The organism is Hartmannibacter diazotrophicus (genome assembly GCF_900231165.1).
In the GTDB taxonomy this organism is placed as follows: domain Bacteria; phylum Pseudomonadota; class Alphaproteobacteria; order Rhizobiales; family Pleomorphomonadaceae; genus Hartmannibacter; species Hartmannibacter diazotrophicus.
In genome coordinates, this window is the sequence record NZ_LT960614.1 from 1,486,625 (window position 1) to 1,505,752 (window position 19,128).

The following is a 19,128-nucleotide window of genomic DNA, read 5'->3' on the forward strand; positions in this document are numbered from 1 at the left end:
CCTATGAGTGAAATGCCGCTCCTCTCCATTGTCACCTTCCTGCCGCTGGCGGGCGTGTTCCTGATCCTGTGGAACCGCGCCAACGACGAAGTGGCGATTCGCAACATCAAGATGGTGGCGCTCACCACCACCGTCTTCACCTTCCTGGTCTCCCTCTTCGTCTGGGGGCGTTTCGATCCGTCGAACCCCGGCTTCCAGATGGTCGAGGACGCCAGCTGGATGGGCGATTTCATCTCCTATCGCCTCGGCGTCGACGGCATCTCGATGCTCTTCGTGATCCTCACGACCTTCCTGATGCCCTTCTGCATCCTGGCGAGCTGGCTGTCGGTCCAGACCCGGGTGAAGGAATACATGATCGCCTTCCTGGTGCTCGAAACGCTGATGATCGGCGTCTTCTGCGCGCTGGATTCGGTGCTCTTCTACGTCTTCTTCGAGGCCGGCCTCATCCCGATGTACATCATCATCGGCGTCTGGGGCGGCAAGCGGCGCATCTACGCGTCCTACAAGTTCTTCCTCTACACGCTGCTCGGATCGGTGCTGATGCTGATCGCGATCATGGCGATGTATTGGGACGCCGGCACGACGGACATCACCAAGCTCCTGCAGCACTCCTTCCCGCCGGCGATGCAGCCATGGCTCTGGCTGGCCTTCTTCGCCTCCTTCGCGGTGAAGATGCCGATGTGGCCGGTGCATACCTGGCTGCCCGACGCCCACGTCGAGGCGCCGACCGCCGGTTCGGTGATCCTGGCCGCGATCCTCCTGAAGATGGGCGGCTACGGCTTCCTGCGCTTCTCGGTGCCGATGTTCCCGCTGGCGTCCGCCGATTTCGCGCCCTTCGTCTTCACGCTCTCCATCGTCGCCATCATCTACACCTCGCTGGTCGCGATGATGCAGGAGGACATCAAGAAGCTGATCGCCTATTCGTCCGTCGCCCACATGGGCTACGTGACCATGGGCATCTTCACGATGAACGTGCAGGGCATTCAGGGCGCTCTGTTCCAGATGATCTCGCACGGCCTCGTCTCGGGCGCGCTCTTCCTCTGTGTCGGCGTCATCTACGACCGCATGCACACCCGCGAGATCGCGGCCTACGGTGGCCTTGTCAAGAAGATGCCGGCCTATGCCTTCGCCTTCATGGTGTTCACGATGGCGAATGTCGGCCTGCCGGGTACCAGCGGTTTCGTCGGCGAGTTCCTGACGCTGATGGGCGCCTATCAGGCCAACACCTGGGTGGCCTTCTTCGCCGCCACCGGCGTCATCCTGTCGGCTGCCTATGCGCTCTGGCTCTATCGCCGGGTGGTCTTCGGGGCGCTTGAAAAGGACAGCCTGAAGTCGATGCTGGATCTGTCGGTGCGCGAGAAGGTGATCCTCGCGCCGTTGATCATCCTGACCGTCTTCTACGGCGTCTATCCGGCACCGATCCTGAACGCGACGGCCTCCTCGGTCGATCTCCTGGTCAAGAATTATCAGGCGGCGATCGACATGGCCTCGCAGACGGCGATGCTGGCGAAGTGATCCGGGGGCAGGGGTGCGTTCACCGCGCGCCCAGCCCGTGAAACGAATGCAATTGGCCGCCGTGCTTCGCCGCGGTGCCACCAAGACTTAAAGTCCGGCCCGGGACTGCCGATGGCGGTTGAGGGCACAAGGGGAAGTTCAAGATGATGGCTCTTCCGGATATGGTCCCGGCTCTGCCCGAAATCCTTATGGGTGCCGGTGCGCTGTTCCTTCTGATGCTGGGGGTCTTCCGTGGCGAGGGATCGACCACGGTCGTCACCGGAATCGCGGTCGCGCTTTTCATCTGTGCGCTTGGCATCATCGTCTTCAAGCCGGTCGACGGCATGACCTTCGACGGTGCCTTCGTCAGCGACGGGTTCAGCCGCTTCCTAAAGATCCTCATCCTGATCGGCTCCGGCGTTGCCCTTGCAATGACGGTCGGCTTCGCCAAGGCGGAGAAATTCGAGCGCTTCGAGTATCCGGTGCTCGTCGTCCTGGCGACGCTCGGCATGATGATGATGGTCTCGGCGAGCGACCTGATCGCCGTCTATCTCGGCCTTGAGCTGCAGTCGCTGGCGCTTTACGTGGTCGCCGCCATCAACCGCGATCAGCTTCGCTCGACGGAAGCCGGCCTCAAGTATTTCGTCCTTGGCGCGCTGTCCTCGGGCATGCTGCTTTACGGCGCCTCGCTGATCTACGGCTTCACCGGCCACACCGGCTTTGCCGAGATCGCGGCCTCGCTCGAGGCCGAGGGCGCCTCGGTCGGCTTCGTCTTCGGCCTCGTCTTCCTGCTGGCCGGTTTCGCCTTCAAGATCTCGGCGGTGCCCTTCCACATGTGGACGCCGGACGTCTATGAGGGCGCGCCGACCCCGGTCACCGCCTTCTTTGCCGCCGCGCCGAAGATCGCCGCCATGGGCGTACTCACCCGCGTCGTCGTCGAAGCCATGCATCCGGCTCTCTCCGACTGGCAGCAGATCATCGCCTTCGTTGCGCTGGCATCGATGATCCTTGGCGCCTTCGCCGCCATCGGCCAGACTAACATCAAGCGCCTGATGGCCTATTCCTCGATCGGCCACATGGGCTATGCGCTGGTCGGCCTTGCCGCTGGCACGGAGGCCGGTGTTCAGGGCGTCCTCATCTATCTCGTCATCTATCTGGCGATGACCGTCGGCGTCTTTGCCTGCATTCTGGCGATGCGCCGCGAGGACGGCATGGTGGAGGACATCTACAGCCTCGCCGGCCTGTCGCGCACCAACCCCATCATGGGCACGCTGCTGGCGCTCCTCATGTTCTCGCTCGCCGGCATTCCTCCGCTCGGCGGCTTCTTCGCCAAGTATTTCGTCTTCGCCGCCGCCGTTGACGCCAAGCTCTACTGGCTTGCCGTCGTCGGTATCGTGGCGAGTGTCGTCGGCGCCTATTACTACCTGCGCATCGTCAAGCTGATCTATTTCGATGAGCCGGTCGGCGCCTTCAAGACGATGCCCGGCGAACTTAGGCTAATGCTGGGCGCGTCATCCGTCTTCGTCGTGCTCTATGTTCTTTTTGCCGGTCCCGTGACGTCGGCCGCGGCGTCCGCTGCCAAGACGCTCTTCTGATCGCATGCAGCCAGACATTCCGGCATTGCCGGACGGCTTTCGCTCCCTCTTCTTCGAGACGGTCACGTCGACCAACGAACTGGCGAAGGAGGGCGCGAGAGCCGGGGAGCCGACCGGCCTCTGGGTGAGGGCAGGGCGGCAGGAGAGCGGGCGAGGCCGCCAGGGGCGCCAGTGGGTGTCCCCGCCTGGAAATCTTTACGCCTCGCTTCTGCTTGTCGAACCGGCGCTGCCCGGGACCATCGGCCAGTTGCCTCTGGTCGTCGCCTTGGCCGTGCATGATGCGGTGAGCGCGATCCTTCCGCCGATGTTGCGGCCGGCCCTCGAAATCAAGTGGCCGAACGACCTCCTCCACGACGGCGCGAAGCTCTGCGGCATCCTCATCGAGGGTGAGAAGGTCGCCGCCGGCCAGGCCATCGTCATCGGCATCGGGCTCAACCTTCGCCATCATCCCCAGACGGCCGGTTATCCGGCAACCGATCTTGCCGCACTTGGCTGCCCGGTCACGCCGGAGGAGATGTTCGCGCATCTTGCCCGTGCGATGGCGCGGCGGCTGGCCGAATGGCGGTCAGGCGGCTTTGCGGCGCTCCGCGAGGCATGGATTTCCCGCGCCCGTGGCTTGGGCCTGCCGATCCGCGTGCGTATGCCCCGTGCCGAGTTCGAGGGGGTCTTTGAAGCGCTGGACAGCGAGGGGCACCTTCTTCTGCGCCTTGCCGACGGCCGCCTTGAGACCGTCTCCGCGGGCGATATCTTCTTTGCCACCGGCGGGGCCGGTGTTACAGGCTGACAGGAAGACGGAATCGAACGCGCTTGGCCGCACAAAGAGTGCGCGGCGCGGAATTGGAGTTTTGCATGAGTGAGCCGAAGGACGATCTGGTGTTCCTGCCGCTGGGCGGCGTGGGCGAGATCGGCATGAACCTCGGCCTCTACGGCATGGGGCCGGCCCATCGGCGCAAGTGGCTGATGGTGGACTGCGGCGTCAGTTTCGCCGGGCCGGACCTGCCGGGTATCGATCTGATCACGCCGGATATCGCCTTCATCGAGCAGCGCCGCGAGGATCTGGTCGGGATCGTCATCACGCATGCCCACGAGGATCACTTCGGCGCCCTCTACGATCTCTGGCCAAGGCTCGGCGTGCCCGTCTACATGACGCCCTTTGCCGCCGCCCTGCATGACGCCAAGCGGGCGATGGAGCGCAACGCACCGAAGATCGAGACCCAGGTCGTCCAGCAAGGGCAGCACTTTTCGGTAGGCCCGTTCGATCTGGAATTCGTGCCGGTATCCCATTCGCTGCCCGAGCCCAATTCGCTGGTGCTCAGGACGCCCTTCGGCACCGTGCTGCACACCGGCGACTGGAAGATCGACATGCATCCGGTCGTCGGCAAGCCCATCGACCTGCCGCGCTTCGAGGAGATCGGCGCCGAGGGCGTGCTCGCCATGGTCTGCGATTCCACCAATGCGCCGCGCGAAGGCACGAGCCCGTCCGAAGGCGATGTGGCCGAGGGCATCGCCGACGTGGTCGCCAAGGCCAAGGGCAGGGTGGCGGTCACCATCTTCGCCTCCAATGTTGCGCGCATCCGCTCCGTCGCCGAGGCAGCCAGGGCCGCGGATCGGGAAGTCATCATCGTCGGCCGGGCCATCCGTCGCGCCGTCGACGTGGCCTCCGAACTCGGCTATCTCGACGACCTGCCACCCTTCCGTGACGAGGAGGCCTATGGCTACCTTCCGCCGGACAAGGTCGTCGCCCTCGTCACCGGCAGCCAGGGCGAGTCGCGCGCGGCGCTTGCCAAGCTCGCCTTCGACGAGCACCGCAACGTCACCCTGTCGCGCGGTGACACTGTCGTCTTTTCCTCGCGCACCATTCCCGGCAACGAGAAGGCCGTCGGCGCCATCAAGAACGCGCTGGTCGATCGCGGCGTGAAGCTGGTGACGGACGCCGACGCGCTGGTGCACACCTCCGGTCATCCGCGCGCCGACGAGATTCGCCGGCTCTACGGCATCGTGAAGCCGAAGACGGCGGTGCCGGTCCATGGCGAATCCGTGCATCTGGCCGCCCATGCGGATATCGCACGCAAATGCGGAGTGCCGAAGGTGGTCACGGCCCGCAACGGCAAGGTCTTGCGGCTTGCACCGGGCGAACCGGAGATCATCGACACGGTGCCATCGGGCATCCTCGTCAAGGATGGCTATCTGCTGAAGTCGCCGGAGGTCTCCGGCGTGCAGGAGCGGCGCCGGGTCAGCTTCGCAGGAGCCATGTCCATCGTCGTTCTTTTGGACGAGACGAGCGAAATCGCCGGTGAGCCCATCGTCACGCTCTTCGGTCTGCCGGAGTCCGATGCCGGTGGCGAGCTCTTCCAGGAACTCATTGAAAACGCAGTGGAAGGCGCCGTCGTCTCGATCCCGCGCCTGCGTCGGCGCGACGAATCCCTCGTGGCCGAGGCGGTTCGCCGGGCCGCGCGCGCCAAGGTGAACGAGCGGTGGGGCAAGAAGCCGCTTTGCGACGTCGTCGTCGCGCGGGTATGAGAGGCTCCAGCCTAGAGCAAATTCAGGAAAAGCATGCCCTCGCGAAGGCGGGGGTGGGAACCGGTTTTCCGTCCGGATTTGCGTGAAAACAAAGACATAGAGCATTTCCGTGACTCCGTTTTGAACGGAAATGCTCTAGTCCCGCGAAGGAGCCCTCGATGATCGGACGCCTCAACCATGTCGCCATCGCCGTGCCGGATCTGGCCGCAGCCACGGCTCTTTATCGCGACACGCTCGGCGCCACAGTGACCGACCCGACGCCGCAGCCGGAACACGGTGTCACGGTAGTCTTCATTGAATTGCCCAACACCAAGATCGAGCTTCTGGAGCCGCTTGGCGAAAATTCGCCGATTGCCGCCTTCCTGGAGCGCAGCCCCGCCGGCGGCATCCACCACGTCTGCTATGAGGTCGACGACATCATGGCGGCCCGCGACAGGCTGAAGGACAGCGGCGCGCGCGTGCTCGGCTCCGGCGAACCGCGCATCGGCGCGCACGGCAAGCCGGTGCTTTTCCTGCATCCAAAGGATTTCAACGGAACGCTGGTGGAGCTGGAACAGGCCTGAGGGAGAACACCTCCCTCAAGCCTGTTGGACCTTATCGCCTCACAAGCTTGGCGAAATTTTCGCCATAGCGCGCGCCGACGAAACTGTCCGGCCGCACCGCCGCCTCGATCTCGTCCAGGTCCGCTTCGGTCAGGACGACGTCGGCCGCAGCGGCATTCTCTTCCAGACGCTTGATGTTTCGCGTGCCGGGGATCGGCACGATGAAATCGCCCTGTGCCAGCACCCAGGCGAGCGCCAGTTGGGCTGGCGTGACGCCCTTCTCGGCGGCCAGTTTCACGACGACATCGGCGGCCGCGAGATTGGCGTCGAAATTCTCCGCGTCGAAGCGGGGTAGGGACCGGCGGAAGTCGTTGGCGCCAAGGCTGTCGAGCGAGCGCAGCGTTCCGGTCAGCATGCCGCGCCCGAGCGGGCTGAACGGCACGAAGCCGACGCCGAGTTCCCGGCAGGTGTCGAGAATGTCGCCCTCGACCTCCCGGAACCAAAGCGAGTATTCGCTCTGCAACGCCGTGATCGGGTGGACGGCATGAGCGCGGCGCAGGGTGGCGGCATCGACTTCCGAAAGACCGATGGTGCGCACTTTGCCGGCCTTCACCAGATCGGCCATCGCCCCGACGCTCTCCTCGATCGGCACGTTCGGGTCCGGGCGGTGCAGATAATAGAGGTCGATGACGTCGATCCCCAGCCGTTTGAGGCTCGCCTCCGCCACGGCCTTGGCATTTTCGGGGCTGCCGTCAACGCCGGCCATGCTGGAAACGCCGCTTGCGTCCTTGGCGATCTTGAACCCGAATTTGGTGGCGATCGTCACCTTGTCGCGAAGGTCCTTGAGCGCCTTGCCGACCAGAATTTCATTCGTATAGGGCCCGTAGACCTCGGCCGTGTCGAAGAAGGTCACGCCGATCTCGACGGCATGACGCAGCGTTTCGATCGAAAGCGCCTCGTCCTGGCCGCCGTAGGCATGGCTCATGCCCATACAGCCGAGACCGATGGCCGAGACGGTGAGATCGGCTCCGAGGGTTCGCATCTTCATTGACGGATCTCCGTTGTTGCGGTGGCGACCGCGCCGCACCGGCGAACGGGTGTCGCAGTCAGGGGAACTGTCAGGATCATGCTCCGATGAGATTGCTGTGATAAGCTGCTTAAAAATCGTCAGTCTGTTGAGTCAAATTCAGTAATGAACCGTACGGACCTGCCTGCGCTCGCCCTCTTTGCCGAGGTGGCGCGCACCCGAAGCTTCCGCCTTGCGGCCCGCAATGTGCGCCTGTCACCTTCGGCCGTCAGTCACGGCATTGCCGCGCTGGAGGAGCGGATCGGTGTTCGTCTGCTCACCCGGACCACCCGCAGCGTCGGTCTCACCGAAGCCGGCGAGCGGCTTCTTCACAGCATCGATCCCGCGCTGACCCGCATCGACGAGGCGGTGAACTCGCTCGCCGAAGACCGGGAACGGCCGGCGGGCCGCCTGCGCATCACGGCACCGAGAATGGCGGGAATCAAGGTCATCGTTCCCCACGCGGCGGCCTTTGCCGAACGATATCCCGAGGTCATGCTGGACGTCGATGTCAGCGACCGCTTCGTCGATCTTGCCGGCGAGGAGTTCGATGCGGGCATCCGCCTGGAAGAGCGCGTCGGCCTCGACATGGTCGCCGTGCGGCTTTCCGGACCCATGCGGCAAAGGGTTGTCGCGACACCGGACTATCTCGATCGCATGGGGCGGCCCGAAACGCCGCAGGATCTCGCGCGTCACCGCTGCGTCATGCGGCGCTTTTCAGGCGGGACTCTCTACGACTGGGAATTCGAGAAGGATGGGCGCGCCCATGTCGCGCATCTTGAACCGGCCATGGCGCTGACGGAGACCGGGCTGGTGGCCGACGTCGCCCGTCTCGGCGGCGGCCTTGCCTATGTCTTCGAGGATCTCGTTCGCGACGATCTTGCCTCGGGACGCCTCGAAAGCGTGCTTGACGACTGGAGCCCCAGCTTCCCCGGCTTCTTCCTCTATTACTCCGGCCGCCGTCTCATGCGCCCGGCGCTGCGCGCCTACATCGACTTCATGGTCGAACGCTGCCGACATTGATGCGGGTCTCCCTGCGCTTGGCAGGACCCGCCGGTCGTTCGGGCCCGATGGCGCGCGCCTGCTGATCTCTGCGACCATTGTGCGGAGCACAACGTGACCTCGACGCATGGTCAACACCTGCTGAACCGATTATAAGGCCTTTCGAAAGCGGGGGAGGGAGGTCCCCCGGAGCGTGCTTGGCCCGGGTGGCTCCTGCCGCCTGTCGGCGCGGGCGGATACCGCACCCGCGAAGAGATCGCGCTCCAATGGGGATCGGAAGAGCAAGGCCGTCGCACATGATGGCGATGCGCTTCCGTGCGTCGGGAAGGTCGAGTGGATGGAACTGGTCAAGCGTGTCGCCGAGTTGCGGGAAGGGCTGGAGGAGGCCCGGCGATCCGGCAAGCGCATCGGCCTCGTGCCGACGATGGGCTACCTGCACAAGGGGCATCTGGAACTGGTGCGCCGCGCCCGCGAAGCAGCGGATATCGTGGTCGTCACCATCTTCGTCAATCCGCTGCAATTCGGCCCGAACGAGGACTTCGAGCGCTATCCGGCCAACCTTGCCCGCGATGCGGCGCTGCTGGAGGAGGCCGGTGTCGACGTTCTGTTCGCCCCGCCCGTCAGCGAGGTCTATCCGCGTCCGATGCAGACGGTCGTCGACGTGCCCGATCTCGGCCGGCTGCTGGAAGGGGAGGTGCGTCCCGGTCATTTCGCCGGCGTCTGCACCGTGGTCTCCAAGCTCTTCAATTTCGTCGAGCCGCACGTCGCCTTCTTCGGCGAGAAGGACTATCAGCAGCTCCAGATCCTGCGGGTGATGGTGGCCGACCTTGCGTTCCCGATCGAGATTGTCGGCGTGCCGACCGTTCGCGAGCCGGATGGCCTCGCCTGCTCCTCGCGCAATGTCTATCTCAGTGAAGAGGAGCGGGCGGCAGCCGTCATCGTCCCGCGCGCGCTCGACGAGGCGAGCCGGCTGCTGACCGAAACGAAACTCGCATGGAGTGACGTGGAAGCGGCGCTGCGCGACTTCATCGCCGCCGAGCCGCTGGCCGAGCCCGAAGTCGTCGCGCTGCGTCATCCCGAGACGTTGACCGAATTGGGAAGCGAGCGTCCCGGGGCCGTGCTGTTGCTGCTCTATGTCAGGGTTGGGACAACTCGGCTTCTCGACAACCGGGTCATCGACCTTCAGCCTGCAAACGGAGCGGAGTGAAACATGAGTGTTCCGACAATTCAGCGCCGCAAGACGACCGGGCAGATTCGCGCCATGAAGGGCAGCGGCCAGCCTGTCGTCTCACTGACGGCCTATACGACGCCCGTTGCCAGGCTCTTCGACCCGCATGTGGATTTCCTGCTCGTCGGCGATTCTGTCGGCATGGTCTTCTACGGCTTCAAGTCGTCGCTGGAAGTGACGCTCGACATGATGATCGCGCACGGGGCCGCCGTGATGCGCGGCGTCGAGAAGAGCTGCGTGATCGTCGACATGCCCTTCGGCACCTATCAGGAATCGCCCGAGCAGGCCTTTCGCAACGCCGCCCGGATGATGGTCGAGACCGGCTGCGACGGCGTGAAGCTGGAGGGCGGCGAGGAAATGGCCGAGACGATCCATTTCATGACCCAGCGCGGCATTCCCGTGCTCGGCCACATCGGGCTGACGCCGCAGTCGATCAACGCCTTCGGAAGCTACAGCTCGCGCGGACGCACCGACGCGGAGGCAAAGGCGATCATGTCCGGCGCCCAGGCGATCGAAGAGGCCGGCGCCTTTGCCTACGTCATTGAAGCCACCCAGGAACCGCTCGCCAAGGCCATCACCGAGGCCTCCGGCGTGCCGACGATCGGCATCGGCGCATCGGTGCATTGCGACGGGCAGGTTCTCGTGGCGGACGACATGCTCGGCCTCTTCTCCGACTTCAAGCCGAAGTTCGTCAAGCACTACGCATCGCTCGCGCCACAGATCGCCTCTGCCGCCGAGACCTATGCGGCCGAAGTGCGGTCGCGGGCATTTCCGGCGGTTGAGCACACCTACCAGCCGAAGAAATCCTGAGAATCGGGCCGCGTCGGTCACGCCATGCGGCCCGAATCTCAATCGAACCGGAGCCAGTCATGACCTTTGCCAGCGGCCTTGCCATCTATTTCGTCATCTGGTGGCTGTCGCTCTTCCTGGTGCTGCCCTTCGGCGTGCGCACCCAGCATGACGCGAACGAGGTCGAGCCCGGAACAGAACCCGGCGCTCCGGTCAGCGTGGTGATCTGGAAGAAGTTCCTTTGGACGACGGTGGTCGCCGGCGTCATTTTCGGCCTCTACTGGTTCGCGCTGGAAGCTGGCCTGACGCTCGACAGCATCCCCTTCCTGCGTCCGCCGTCGGACGGATAGGACCGGAGCCGCCTTCAGATCACTCCTTGCTCTCGCATTTGGAGGATGGCAGTCGCGTTCCAGCGAATCCGCCTGGACCCGTTTTCCCCTGGAAGGAGAGGGGGCGCGGCATTCGCAGCCGAATCCCCCTTGGGCTTCGCGCTCATTGGAGGGGAGAGCCATCCGAAACGGAAACGTCCGGTGCAGAATCGGTCTTTAGGTCCGTATTGGGGGAATCGTTTGTTCGGGCGATGCGTATGCATGCAGCACAGAATGATGGCTGCAACATTGAATCACGGCTGACCAGCCAATTCATTGGTTACTGAAAAGCAAATCGATTTAAAAAATAAAAAAGCAAGGCCGAAGCCTTGCTTTTCCAGTTTCGCGTGTCGAACCCATACAAGTAACCCGATAACAATGCCTCCCATTTATCCGGTCACTTTGGCAGCGATTTCCGCGCCAAGGGTGCTATCCTCCCAAGACATCAGACCGCGTATTTCGGGAATATCTTTACAAACTGATTCAGTGAGGACGTTTATTTTGTCCTTCAATCGCTTGCAATCACTTCCCTGTTCTTATGGTGGTGACCCTACACTGCGATTTTTCACTTGTCATCTGTTTGATGCGGTTAATGCGAAAAAAAGTCCGCACCATTTGCTGTCCGGAGCACGAAGGTGCACGAAAGGCGCAAACTATGGATAAAAAAGGCATTTTGCCGCTGAATCGATCTTGCCCATGTTTTAGGCTCCGGTGATTGACTTACGTTGAAATACTAACGAATTCTTTTGCACTGCAGCAAATGTTCGGATCATCTGCGGCCAGCGCATCATTCGTTTTTTTGCCGTGTACGGCGGTCCTTCCGTGGCGAGCCGGCTTTCATCTCGCCGCGACAAACGCTAGATAGGGCAGCAATTCGATTTGGTTGAGGCTGTGTTCGCCGAGTCTCGACCAATCAGGCACCTGGCCGGCACAAGAACCAAGAGGCTCACCGCATGCGCCTGTCGCGCTATTTCCTGCCCATCCTGAAAGAGACCCCCAAGGAAGCCGAGATCGTGTCGCATCGTTTGATGCTGCGCGCCGGCATGCTGCGCCAGCAGTCGGCCGGCATCTATTCCTGGCTGCCGATGGGCAAGAAGGTGCTGGACAAGGTGGGTCAGATCGTCCGCGAGGAGCAGGACCGCTCCGGCGCGATCGAGATCATGATGCCGACCATCCAGTCGGCCGATCTCTGGCGCGAAAGCGGTCGCTATGACGACTACGGCAAGGAGATGCTGCGCATCACCGACCGGCACGAGCGCGACATGCTCTATGGTCCGACGAACGAGGAGATGGTCACCGACATCTTCCGCTCCTACGTTCGCTCCTATCGCGATCTGCCGCTCAATCTCTACCACATCCAGTGGAAGTTCCGCGACGAGGTGCGCCCGCGCTTCGGCGTCATGCGCGGCCGCGAGTTCCTGATGAAGGACGCCTATTCCTTCGACGTCGACCAGGAGGGCGCGCGCAGAGCCTATAACAAGATGTTCGTCGCCTACCTGCGCACCTTCGAGCGCCTTGGCCTGCAGGCGATTCCGATGAAGGCCGACAGCGGCCCCATCGGCGGCGACATGACCCACGAGTTCATCGTGCTGGCCTCCACGGGCGAAAGCGCCGTCTTTCTCGACAAGGAACTTCTCGATACGCCCGTGCCCGGCGCCGATACCGACTTCGACGCGGACCTTTCGCCCATCGTCACCGCCTGGACGTCGAAATACGCCGCGACCGAGGAAATGCACGACGAGGCCGCCTTCGCGGCGCTGCCCGACGAGCGCAAGGTCACGGCACGCGGCATCGAGGTTGGCCACATCTTCTATTTCGGCACCAAATATTCCGAGCCGATGGGCGCCAAGGTCGCGGGACCCGATGGCACGGAACGTCCCGTGCACATGGGCTCCTACGGCATCGGCGTCTCGCGCCTCGTGGCCGGCCTCATCGAGGCAAGCCACGACGACGCGGGCATCATCTGGCCGGATTCGGTTGCTCCCTTCGATGTCGGCCTCGTCAATCTGAAGGTCGGCGATGCCGCGACGGACGCCGCCTGCGAGGATCTTCTCGCCAAGCTGGAGGCGGCCGGCAAGGACGTGCTCTACGACGACACCGACGGCCGGGCCGGCGCCAAGTTCGCCACCATGGATCTGATCGGTCTGCCCTGGCAGTTGATCGTCGGTCCCAAGGGCCTTGCCGATGGCATGGTCGAGCTGAAGCGCCGGGCGAGCGGTGAGCGCGAGACGCTTTCCATCGAGTCGGCTCTTGCGCGGCTCACGGGGGGCTGATGACGGTAGTGGCTGAGGGGAAGTGGGCAGGACGCAAGGGCAGGGCGATGTTCCCGGGCCCGGAGGCTGACGAATCATGAAAGTTGGCAAGGTAGAGGTGTTCACTCCGTTTGAATGGCTGCTGGCCGGGCGCTATCTGCGTTCGCGGCGCAAGGAAGCCTTCATTTCCGTGATTGCCGGCTTTTCCTTCCTCGGCATCATGCTGGGCGTGGCGACCCTGATCATCGTCATGGCGGTGATGAACGGTTTTCGGGGGCAGCTTCTGGAAAAGATCCTTGGCATCAACGGCCATGTCGTTGTCCAGCCGATCGATTCGCCCCTCACCGACTATGCCGAGGTCGCCAGGAAGATCGCCGAGGTGAAGGGCGTCCATCTCGCCATGCCCTTCGTTGAGGGGCAGGTTCTGGCGTCCGGACCGGCCGGCGCCTTCGGAACGCTGGTGCGCGGCGTGCGCGCCGAGGACCTTCAGAAGATTCCGCTGATCTCCGGCACGATCCGCCAGGGCACGCTCGAGGGCTTCGACAGCGGCCAGGGCATCGCCATCGGTGTGCGTCTGGCCCAGAATCTCGGCGTTTCCGTCGGCGACAAGGTCACCCTCGTCAGCCCCAAGGGCAACGTCACGGCCCTCGGCACCACGCCGCGCGTGAAGGCCTATACGGTGGCCGCGATATACGAAATCGGCATGTCGGAATACGATTCCACCTTCGTCTTCATGCCGATCGAGGAGGCCCAGCGCTATTTCAACATGGCGGGCGTGGCCAGCGCCATCGACGTCTTCCTCGACAATCCCGATGACGTGTCGACCCTGCGCGACACGATCTCGACGGCGGCGGGGCGGCCCAATGTCGTCTCCGACTGGCGCCAGCGCAATGTCACCTTCTTCTCCGCCCTCGAGGTGGAGCGCAACGTGATGTTCATGATCCTGACGCTGATCGTGCTGGTCGCGGCCCTCAACATCATTTCCGGCCTCACCATGCTGGTGAAGGACAAGGGCCACGACATCGCGATCCTGCGCACCATGGGCGCAACGCGCGGCTCGATCATGCGCATCTTCCTGATCACCGGCGCCAGCATCGGCGTCGTCGGCACCTTCGCCGGCTTCCTTCTCGGCCTGGTCGTCTGCCTCAATATCGAATCGATCCGCGAATTCGTCTCCTGGCTGACGCGTACGGAAATTTTCTCGCCGGAGCTTTACTACCTGAGCCAGCTTCCGGCAGAGATTCAGGTCGGGGAGACCGTGAGCGTGCTCATGATGGCGCTGGTTCTCTCGCTGCTGGCGACGATCTACCCCGCCTGGCGGGCCGCGCGCCTCGATCCGGTCGAAGCGCTGAGGTACGAATGATGATGGATGCCAATCCGAAGACGGCAGCGCAGCCCGCCACGCAGGGCATGAACGTGCCGACGCTGCAGCTCAAGGGCATCGTCCAGTCCTACCCGGAAGGCGAGGGGCGGCTGGAGATCCTGACCGGAGCCGACTTCACCCTGATGCCCGGCGAAACGGTCGGTCTGGTGGCCCCCTCCGGCACGGGCAAGTCGACGCTGCTTCATGTCGCCGGCCTTCTGGAAAAGCCGGACGCGGGCGAAATCTCCGTTTGCGGCAAGGCCTGCGCCCATCTCGATGATCAGGCCCGCACCGAAATCCGCCGCAGCGACATCGGCTTCGTCTACCAGTTTCACCACCTGCTGCCGGAATTCACGGCGGTGGAGAATCTCGTCGTCCCGCAGATGATCTCCGGCCTGCCGCGCAAGGAGGCGAGGGAACGCTCGCTGGCGCTGCTTGGCTATTTGAAGCTCGATCACCGCGCCGAGCATCTGCCCTCCGAGCTTTCCGGCGGCGAACGCCAGCGCGTTGCGATTGCTCGCGCCGTGGCCAACGCACCGCGTCTGCTGCTCGCCGACGAGCCGACCGGCAACCTCGATCCGAAGACGTCGCATTACGTCTATGACGCGCTCCTGGCACTCGTGCGCGGCACGGGGCTCGCGGCCCTGATCGCCACCCACAATGTCGAGATCGCGGCGCGCATGGATCGCCGCATCACCCTCGTCGACGGCAAGATCGTTCCGATGGACTGACGGGCTCGTTAAGGCTTCGTTCACCACACCCTTCAAACTGAGACACTGCCTTGATCGGGGCGCTCTTGACGGATGGAACAAAATGGGAACTAATGAACGGAACGAAACACGAACTTCCGTTGGAGGCTCTCATGGCATTCCTCTTTGCAGTCGGCGAAGGCGTTTCTCGTGCGGCGAGGCTTCCCGCCCTTGACCGGATCGAGGAGATCCATCTGCGTCGCGGCCGGGTCGGCGATCTCGATGCCCTCTGCCGCCGGTTGCTGATTGCCGCGGCGCGCAAGGAAGGGCGGATCGGCGCGGCCCTGCCGGCTGCCGATCTCATCGAGCCCCTTCATCTCGTCGCCACCCGCCATCTGACCCAGTCCGGCGTGGTGCGCGATCTGGCGCTTCTGTCGGTGATGATTGTCGCCGCGACGGCCTTCGTCGGCATGACAGGTCTTTGATGCCGGGCTTTTCCACAATCGGTTTGGGCCCACCGTGCAATGATGGTTGTCGGGTCTGGTCGCGAACGGTCATGGTGCCCCGCATGAACCGGCCGTAGGGCCGAACCCGGCAAGGAGGCGAAAGAAGCATGGCGGCACTCGATTTCGTGCATCTTCGCGTTCACTCCGCCTATTCGCTCCTCGAGGGCGCATTGCCGCTCGGCAAGGTCATCGATCTGGCCCTCAAGGACAACCAGCCGGCCGTGGCGATGACCGACACGGGTAATCTCTTCGGCGCGCTCGAATTCTCCGAGAAGGCGTCCGGAGCGGGATTGCAGCCGATCATCGGTTGTGCGCTCGCCATCGATTTTCACGATGAGGCGATCGACCCGCGCAAGGTCAACGCCGGTCCGGTTCTCTATTCGCTGCTGCTGATCGCGGCCACGGAGCAGGGGTTCAACAACCTCGTCACGCTCGTCAGCAAATCCTTCCTCGGACCGGAGCCGGGGCTGCCGGCGCATGTTCCGATCGAGGCCCTTGAGGGGCTTGGCGAGGGAATCATCTGCCTGACCGGCGGGCCTGCCCTGGGGCCCATTGATCGCGCGATCTCGGCCGGGCATCCGGCGCTTGCCGACGACCGGCTGGAACGGCTGTCCGCGCTCTTCGGCGACCGGCTTTATGTCGAAATCCAGCGCCACGGTCTCGACAGCGAGCGGATGGTCGAGGCCGGCCTCATCGATCTGGCTTATGCGCGCGGGTTGCCGCTCGTCGCCACCAACGAGTGCTTCTTTCCAAGCCGAGAAAGCTTCGAGGCCCATGACGCCCTGATCGCGATTTCCGAGGGTCGGGTGCTGGCCGAGGACGATCGCCGGCGGTTGACGCCGGACCACTATTTCAAGACGCGTGCCGAGATGGTGGAGGTCTTCAAGGATCTGCCCGAGGCGTTGGAGAACACGGTCGAGATCGCCCGCCGCTGCCAGTTTCGCCCCAGGAAGCGCAAGCCGATCCTGCCGCGTTTTGCCGGCGCGGACGTTGCCGACGTGGCCGAGGCGGAACGGGCGGAGGCGGGCGAACTGGAACGTCAGGCCCGCGAGGGTCTTGCCGACCGCCTTGATCGTCATGGCATGGCGCCGGGCCTGACGCGGGAGGACTATGAAAAGCGGCTCGAATTCGAGCTGTCGATCATCACCGGAATGAAGTTTCCGGGCTACTTCCTCATCGTTGCCGACTTCATCAAGTGGGCCAAGGCCCACGGCATTCCGGTCGGGCCGGGGCGCGGGTCGGGCGCGGGCTCGCTCGTCGCCTATTCGCTGACGATCACTGATCTTGACCCGATGCGCTTCGCGCTGCTCTTCGAGCGCTTCCTGAACCCGGAACGCGTCTCGATGCCGGACTTCGACATCGACTTCTGCCAGGATCGCCGCGACGAGGTGATCCGCTACGTGCAGGAGAAATACGGCCGCGAGCAGGTTGCCCAGATCATCACCTTCGGTACGCTGCAGGCCCGCGCCGTGCTGCGCGACGTCGGCCGCGTCTTGCAGATGCCCTATGGCCAGGTCGATCGGCTCTGCAAGCTGGTGCCGCAGAACCCGGCCAATCCCGTGACGCTGGCGCAGGCGATCACCGACGAGCCGCGCCTGCGCGAGGCCCGGCGCGAGGAAGAGATCGTCGATCGCCTGCTCGACATGGCGCTGAAGCTGGAAGGGCTATACCGCCACGCCTCGACCCACGCCGCCGGTATCGTGATCGGCGACCGGCCGCTTGACCGGCTGGTGCCGCTCTACCGCGACCCGCGCTCCGACATGCCCGTCACCCAGTACAACATGAAATGGGTGGAAAGCGCCGGGCTGGTGAAGTTCGACTTCCTCGGGCTCAAGACTTTGACCGTCCTTCAGAAGGCGGTGAACCTCATCGAGCGGCGCGGCGTGAAGATCGACCTGTCGGCTCTGCCGCTCGACGATCCGAAGACCTATGGCCTCCTGCAGCGCGGCGAGACGGTCGGCGTGTTCCAGCTGGAAAGCATGGGCATGCGCAAGGCCATTGCCGACATCAAGCCGGACTGCTTCGAGGACATCATCGCCCTCGTTGCGCTCTATCGTCCGGGTCCGATGGCGAACATCCCCGTTTATGGCGCGCGCAAGCACGGCCACGAGAAGCCGGACTACATCCATCCCAAGCTGGAGCCGGTGCTGAAAGAGACCTACGGCATCATCGTCTACCAGGAACAGGTGATGCAGATTGCGCAGATCCTGTCCGGCTATTCGCTCGGCGAGGCCGATCTCCTGCGCCGCGCCATGGGCAAGAAGATCAAGGCCGAGATGGACGTCCAGCGCGTGCGCTTCGTCGAGGGTGCGCAAAAGGACGGGCTCGACAAGGCCGAGGCGAACACGATCTTCGACCTTCTGGCGAAATTCGCTGACTACGGCTTCAACAAGTCACACGCGGCAGCTTACGCGCTCGTCGCCTACCAGACGGCCTACCTGAAGGCGAACTACCCGGTCGAATTCATGGCCGCCTCCATGACGCTCGACATGGGCAACACCGACAAGCTCAACGACTTCCGCCGTGAGGCGATGCGGCTCGGCTTCGAGGTGCTGCCGCCTTGCGTCAACCGCTCGGACGTCGAGTTCGAGGTGAGCGAGGATCGCATTCTCTATGCTCTCGCTGCGATTAAGGGGGTCGGCCGGCAGGCGGTCGAGCATCTGGTCGAGGTGCGGGGCGAGCGGAAGTTCAGCGACCTCTCGGACTTTGCCGCCCGGATCGGCGCCCGGATGCTCAACAAGCGGATGATGGAAAGCCTTGTGGCTGCCGGCGCCTTCGATGCGCTCGAAAGCAACCGCGCGCGCATGTTCTCCGGCATCGAGCAGGTTCTGGGCGCGGCGACAGACCGGGCCGAGCGCGAAGCGAGTGGCCAGAACGAGCTCTTCGGCGGAGCGGCCGAGGTCGAGCCGGTGCGGCTCGGCAAGATTCCCGAATGGCTGCCGGAAGAAAAGCTGCAGCGTGAGCATGCGGCGATCGGCTTCTATCTCTCGGCCCATCCGCTTGATGCCTACAAGGCCGTGCTGTCTCGCCTGCGCGTGCAGACCTTTTCCGAATTCTCCGCCGCGGTGAAGCGCGGGGCGGGGGCAGGGCGCCTTGCCGGGACGATCGTTTCCCGTCAGGAGCGCAAGACCAAGTCCGGCAACAAGATGGGCATCCTCGGCATTTCCGATCCGACCGGCCAGTTCGAGGCGGTGATTTTCTCCGAGGGTCTCAACCACTATCGCGAGGTTCTGGAGCCCGGCCGCTCCGTCATCATCCTCGTCGGGGCCGAGGATCGGCCGGAAGGCATCAGCATCCGCATCGATTCCGCCGAGCCGCTGGATGAGGCCGCCGCGCGGCTCCAGCACAGCCTGCGCGTCTTCCTGCGCAGCGCTGAACCGGTCGACAGCCTGCGCAATCAGCTTGCCCCGTCCGGCGACGGCGACGTGTCGCTGATCGTGCTTCTGGAAGAGGGCAAGCGCGAGGTGGAGGTCAAGCTGCCCGGCCGCTATCGCGTCTCGCCGCAGATCGCCGGCGCGCTGAAGGCGATCCCGGGCGTCGTCGACGTCGAACTCGCTTGAGCGTGCTGATCGCGCCGGAAGACGCGGTGCGACCGGGAACGTCCAGCCGGCCTGCCGTTCGGGCCGCCGGCGCCCTCTAGGGCAGGTCTGCGTTGCGCGTTCCGGGGCTTGTCCCGATATAATGGTGTCTTAGATAGACGGCATGTCGTCGAAA

At 63.9% G+C, this 19,128-nt stretch carries 15 protein-coding genes; 14 read left to right on the forward strand and 1 reads right to left on the reverse strand.

Annotated elements, in window-relative coordinates; genetic code table 11:
• Positions 1 to 3 precede the first annotated feature (3 nt).
• From HDIA_RS06920 to mce, 5 genes are all read left to right on the forward strand, one after another.
• Entirely contained in the window at positions 4 to 1,515 is a 1,512-nt protein-coding gene (locus HDIA_RS06920) for an NADH-quinone oxidoreductase subunit M (protein ID WP_099555501.1), read from the forward strand.
• Between the two features lie 143 nt (positions 1,516 to 1,658).
• Complete coding sequence (nuoN, locus tag HDIA_RS06925; RefSeq protein ID WP_099555502.1) at positions 1,659 to 3,089, forward strand: NADH-quinone oxidoreductase subunit NuoN; 1,431 nt, start codon at positions 1,659 to 1,661, stop codon at positions 3,087 to 3,089.
• 4 nt (positions 3,090 to 3,093) lie between these two features.
• Positions 3,094 to 3,873, forward strand: a complete 780-nt coding sequence (locus HDIA_RS06930; protein WP_099555503.1) for a biotin--[acetyl-CoA-carboxylase] ligase — start codon at positions 3,094 to 3,096, stop codon at positions 3,871 to 3,873.
• A 65-nt stretch (positions 3,874 to 3,938) separates the two neighbouring features.
• Complete coding sequence (locus HDIA_RS06935) at positions 3,939 to 5,609, forward strand: ribonuclease J (RefSeq protein ID WP_099555504.1); 1,671 nt, start codon at positions 3,939 to 3,941, stop codon at positions 5,607 to 5,609.
• Positions 5,610 to 5,767: 158 nt separating this feature from the next.
• Positions 5,768 to 6,172, forward strand: a complete 405-nt coding sequence (mce, locus tag HDIA_RS06940; protein WP_099555505.1) for a methylmalonyl-CoA epimerase — start codon at positions 5,768 to 5,770, stop codon at positions 6,170 to 6,172.
• 31 nt (positions 6,173 to 6,203) lie between these two features.
• Here mce and HDIA_RS06945 read toward each other — a convergent pair whose 3' ends face one another.
• Positions 6,204 to 7,199 (reverse strand): aldo/keto reductase, encoded by a 996-nt coding sequence (locus HDIA_RS06945; protein WP_099555506.1) that lies wholly within the window; start codon positions 7,197 to 7,199, stop codon positions 6,204 to 6,206.
• Positions 7,200 to 7,343: 144 nt separating this feature from the next.
• Here HDIA_RS06945 and HDIA_RS06950 point away from each other — a divergent pair, with 144 nt between their 5' ends.
• From HDIA_RS06950 to dnaE, 9 genes are all read left to right on the forward strand, one after another.
• Positions 7,344 to 8,240 (forward strand): LysR substrate-binding domain-containing protein, encoded by an 897-nt coding sequence (locus tag HDIA_RS06950; protein WP_099555507.1) that lies wholly within the window; start codon positions 7,344 to 7,346, stop codon positions 8,238 to 8,240.
• Positions 8,241 to 8,556: 316 nt separating this feature from the next.
• The gene (panC, locus tag HDIA_RS06955) at positions 8,557 to 9,426 is read left to right on the forward strand and encodes a pantoate--beta-alanine ligase (protein WP_099555508.1); all 870 of its coding nucleotides are present in this window, start codon (positions 8,557 to 8,559) and stop codon (positions 9,424 to 9,426) included.
• A 3-nt stretch (positions 9,427 to 9,429) separates the two neighbouring features.
• Positions 9,430 to 10,257 carry a 3-methyl-2-oxobutanoate hydroxymethyltransferase gene (gene panB, locus HDIA_RS06960; protein ID WP_099555509.1) on the forward strand — a complete coding sequence of 276 codons (828 nt, stop codon included), beginning with the start codon at positions 9,430 to 9,432 and terminating at the stop codon, positions 10,255 to 10,257.
• 59 nt (positions 10,258 to 10,316) lie between these two features.
• Entirely contained in the window at positions 10,317 to 10,586 is a 270-nt protein-coding gene (locus tag HDIA_RS06965) for a DUF1467 family protein (RefSeq protein WP_099555510.1), read from the forward strand.
• Positions 10,587 to 11,557: 971 nt separating this feature from the next.
• On the forward strand, positions 11,558 to 12,877 hold the full coding sequence (gene proS / locus HDIA_RS06970) for a proline--tRNA ligase (RefSeq protein ID WP_099555511.1): 1,320 nt from the start codon (positions 11,558 to 11,560) through the stop codon (positions 12,875 to 12,877).
• Positions 12,878 to 12,953: 76 nt separating this feature from the next.
• Positions 12,954 to 14,219 carry a lipoprotein-releasing ABC transporter permease subunit gene (locus tag HDIA_RS06975; protein WP_099555512.1) on the forward strand — a complete coding sequence of 422 codons (1,266 nt, stop codon included), beginning with the start codon at positions 12,954 to 12,956 and terminating at the stop codon, positions 14,217 to 14,219.
• A 47-nt stretch (positions 14,220 to 14,266) separates the two neighbouring features.
• On the forward strand, positions 14,267 to 14,950 hold the full coding sequence (locus tag HDIA_RS06980; protein WP_099558752.1) for an ABC transporter ATP-binding protein: 684 nt from the start codon (positions 14,267 to 14,269) through the stop codon (positions 14,948 to 14,950).
• Positions 14,951 to 15,081: 131 nt separating this feature from the next.
• Entirely contained in the window at positions 15,082 to 15,393 is a 312-nt protein-coding gene (locus HDIA_RS06985; protein WP_157775406.1) for a hypothetical protein, read from the forward strand.
• 128 nt (positions 15,394 to 15,521) lie between these two features.
• Positions 15,522 to 18,974 carry a DNA polymerase III subunit alpha gene (gene dnaE, locus HDIA_RS06990; protein ID WP_099555514.1) on the forward strand — a complete coding sequence of 1,151 codons (3,453 nt, stop codon included), beginning with the start codon at positions 15,522 to 15,524 and terminating at the stop codon, positions 18,972 to 18,974.
• The last annotated feature ends 154 nt before the right edge of the window (positions 18,975 to 19,128 follow it).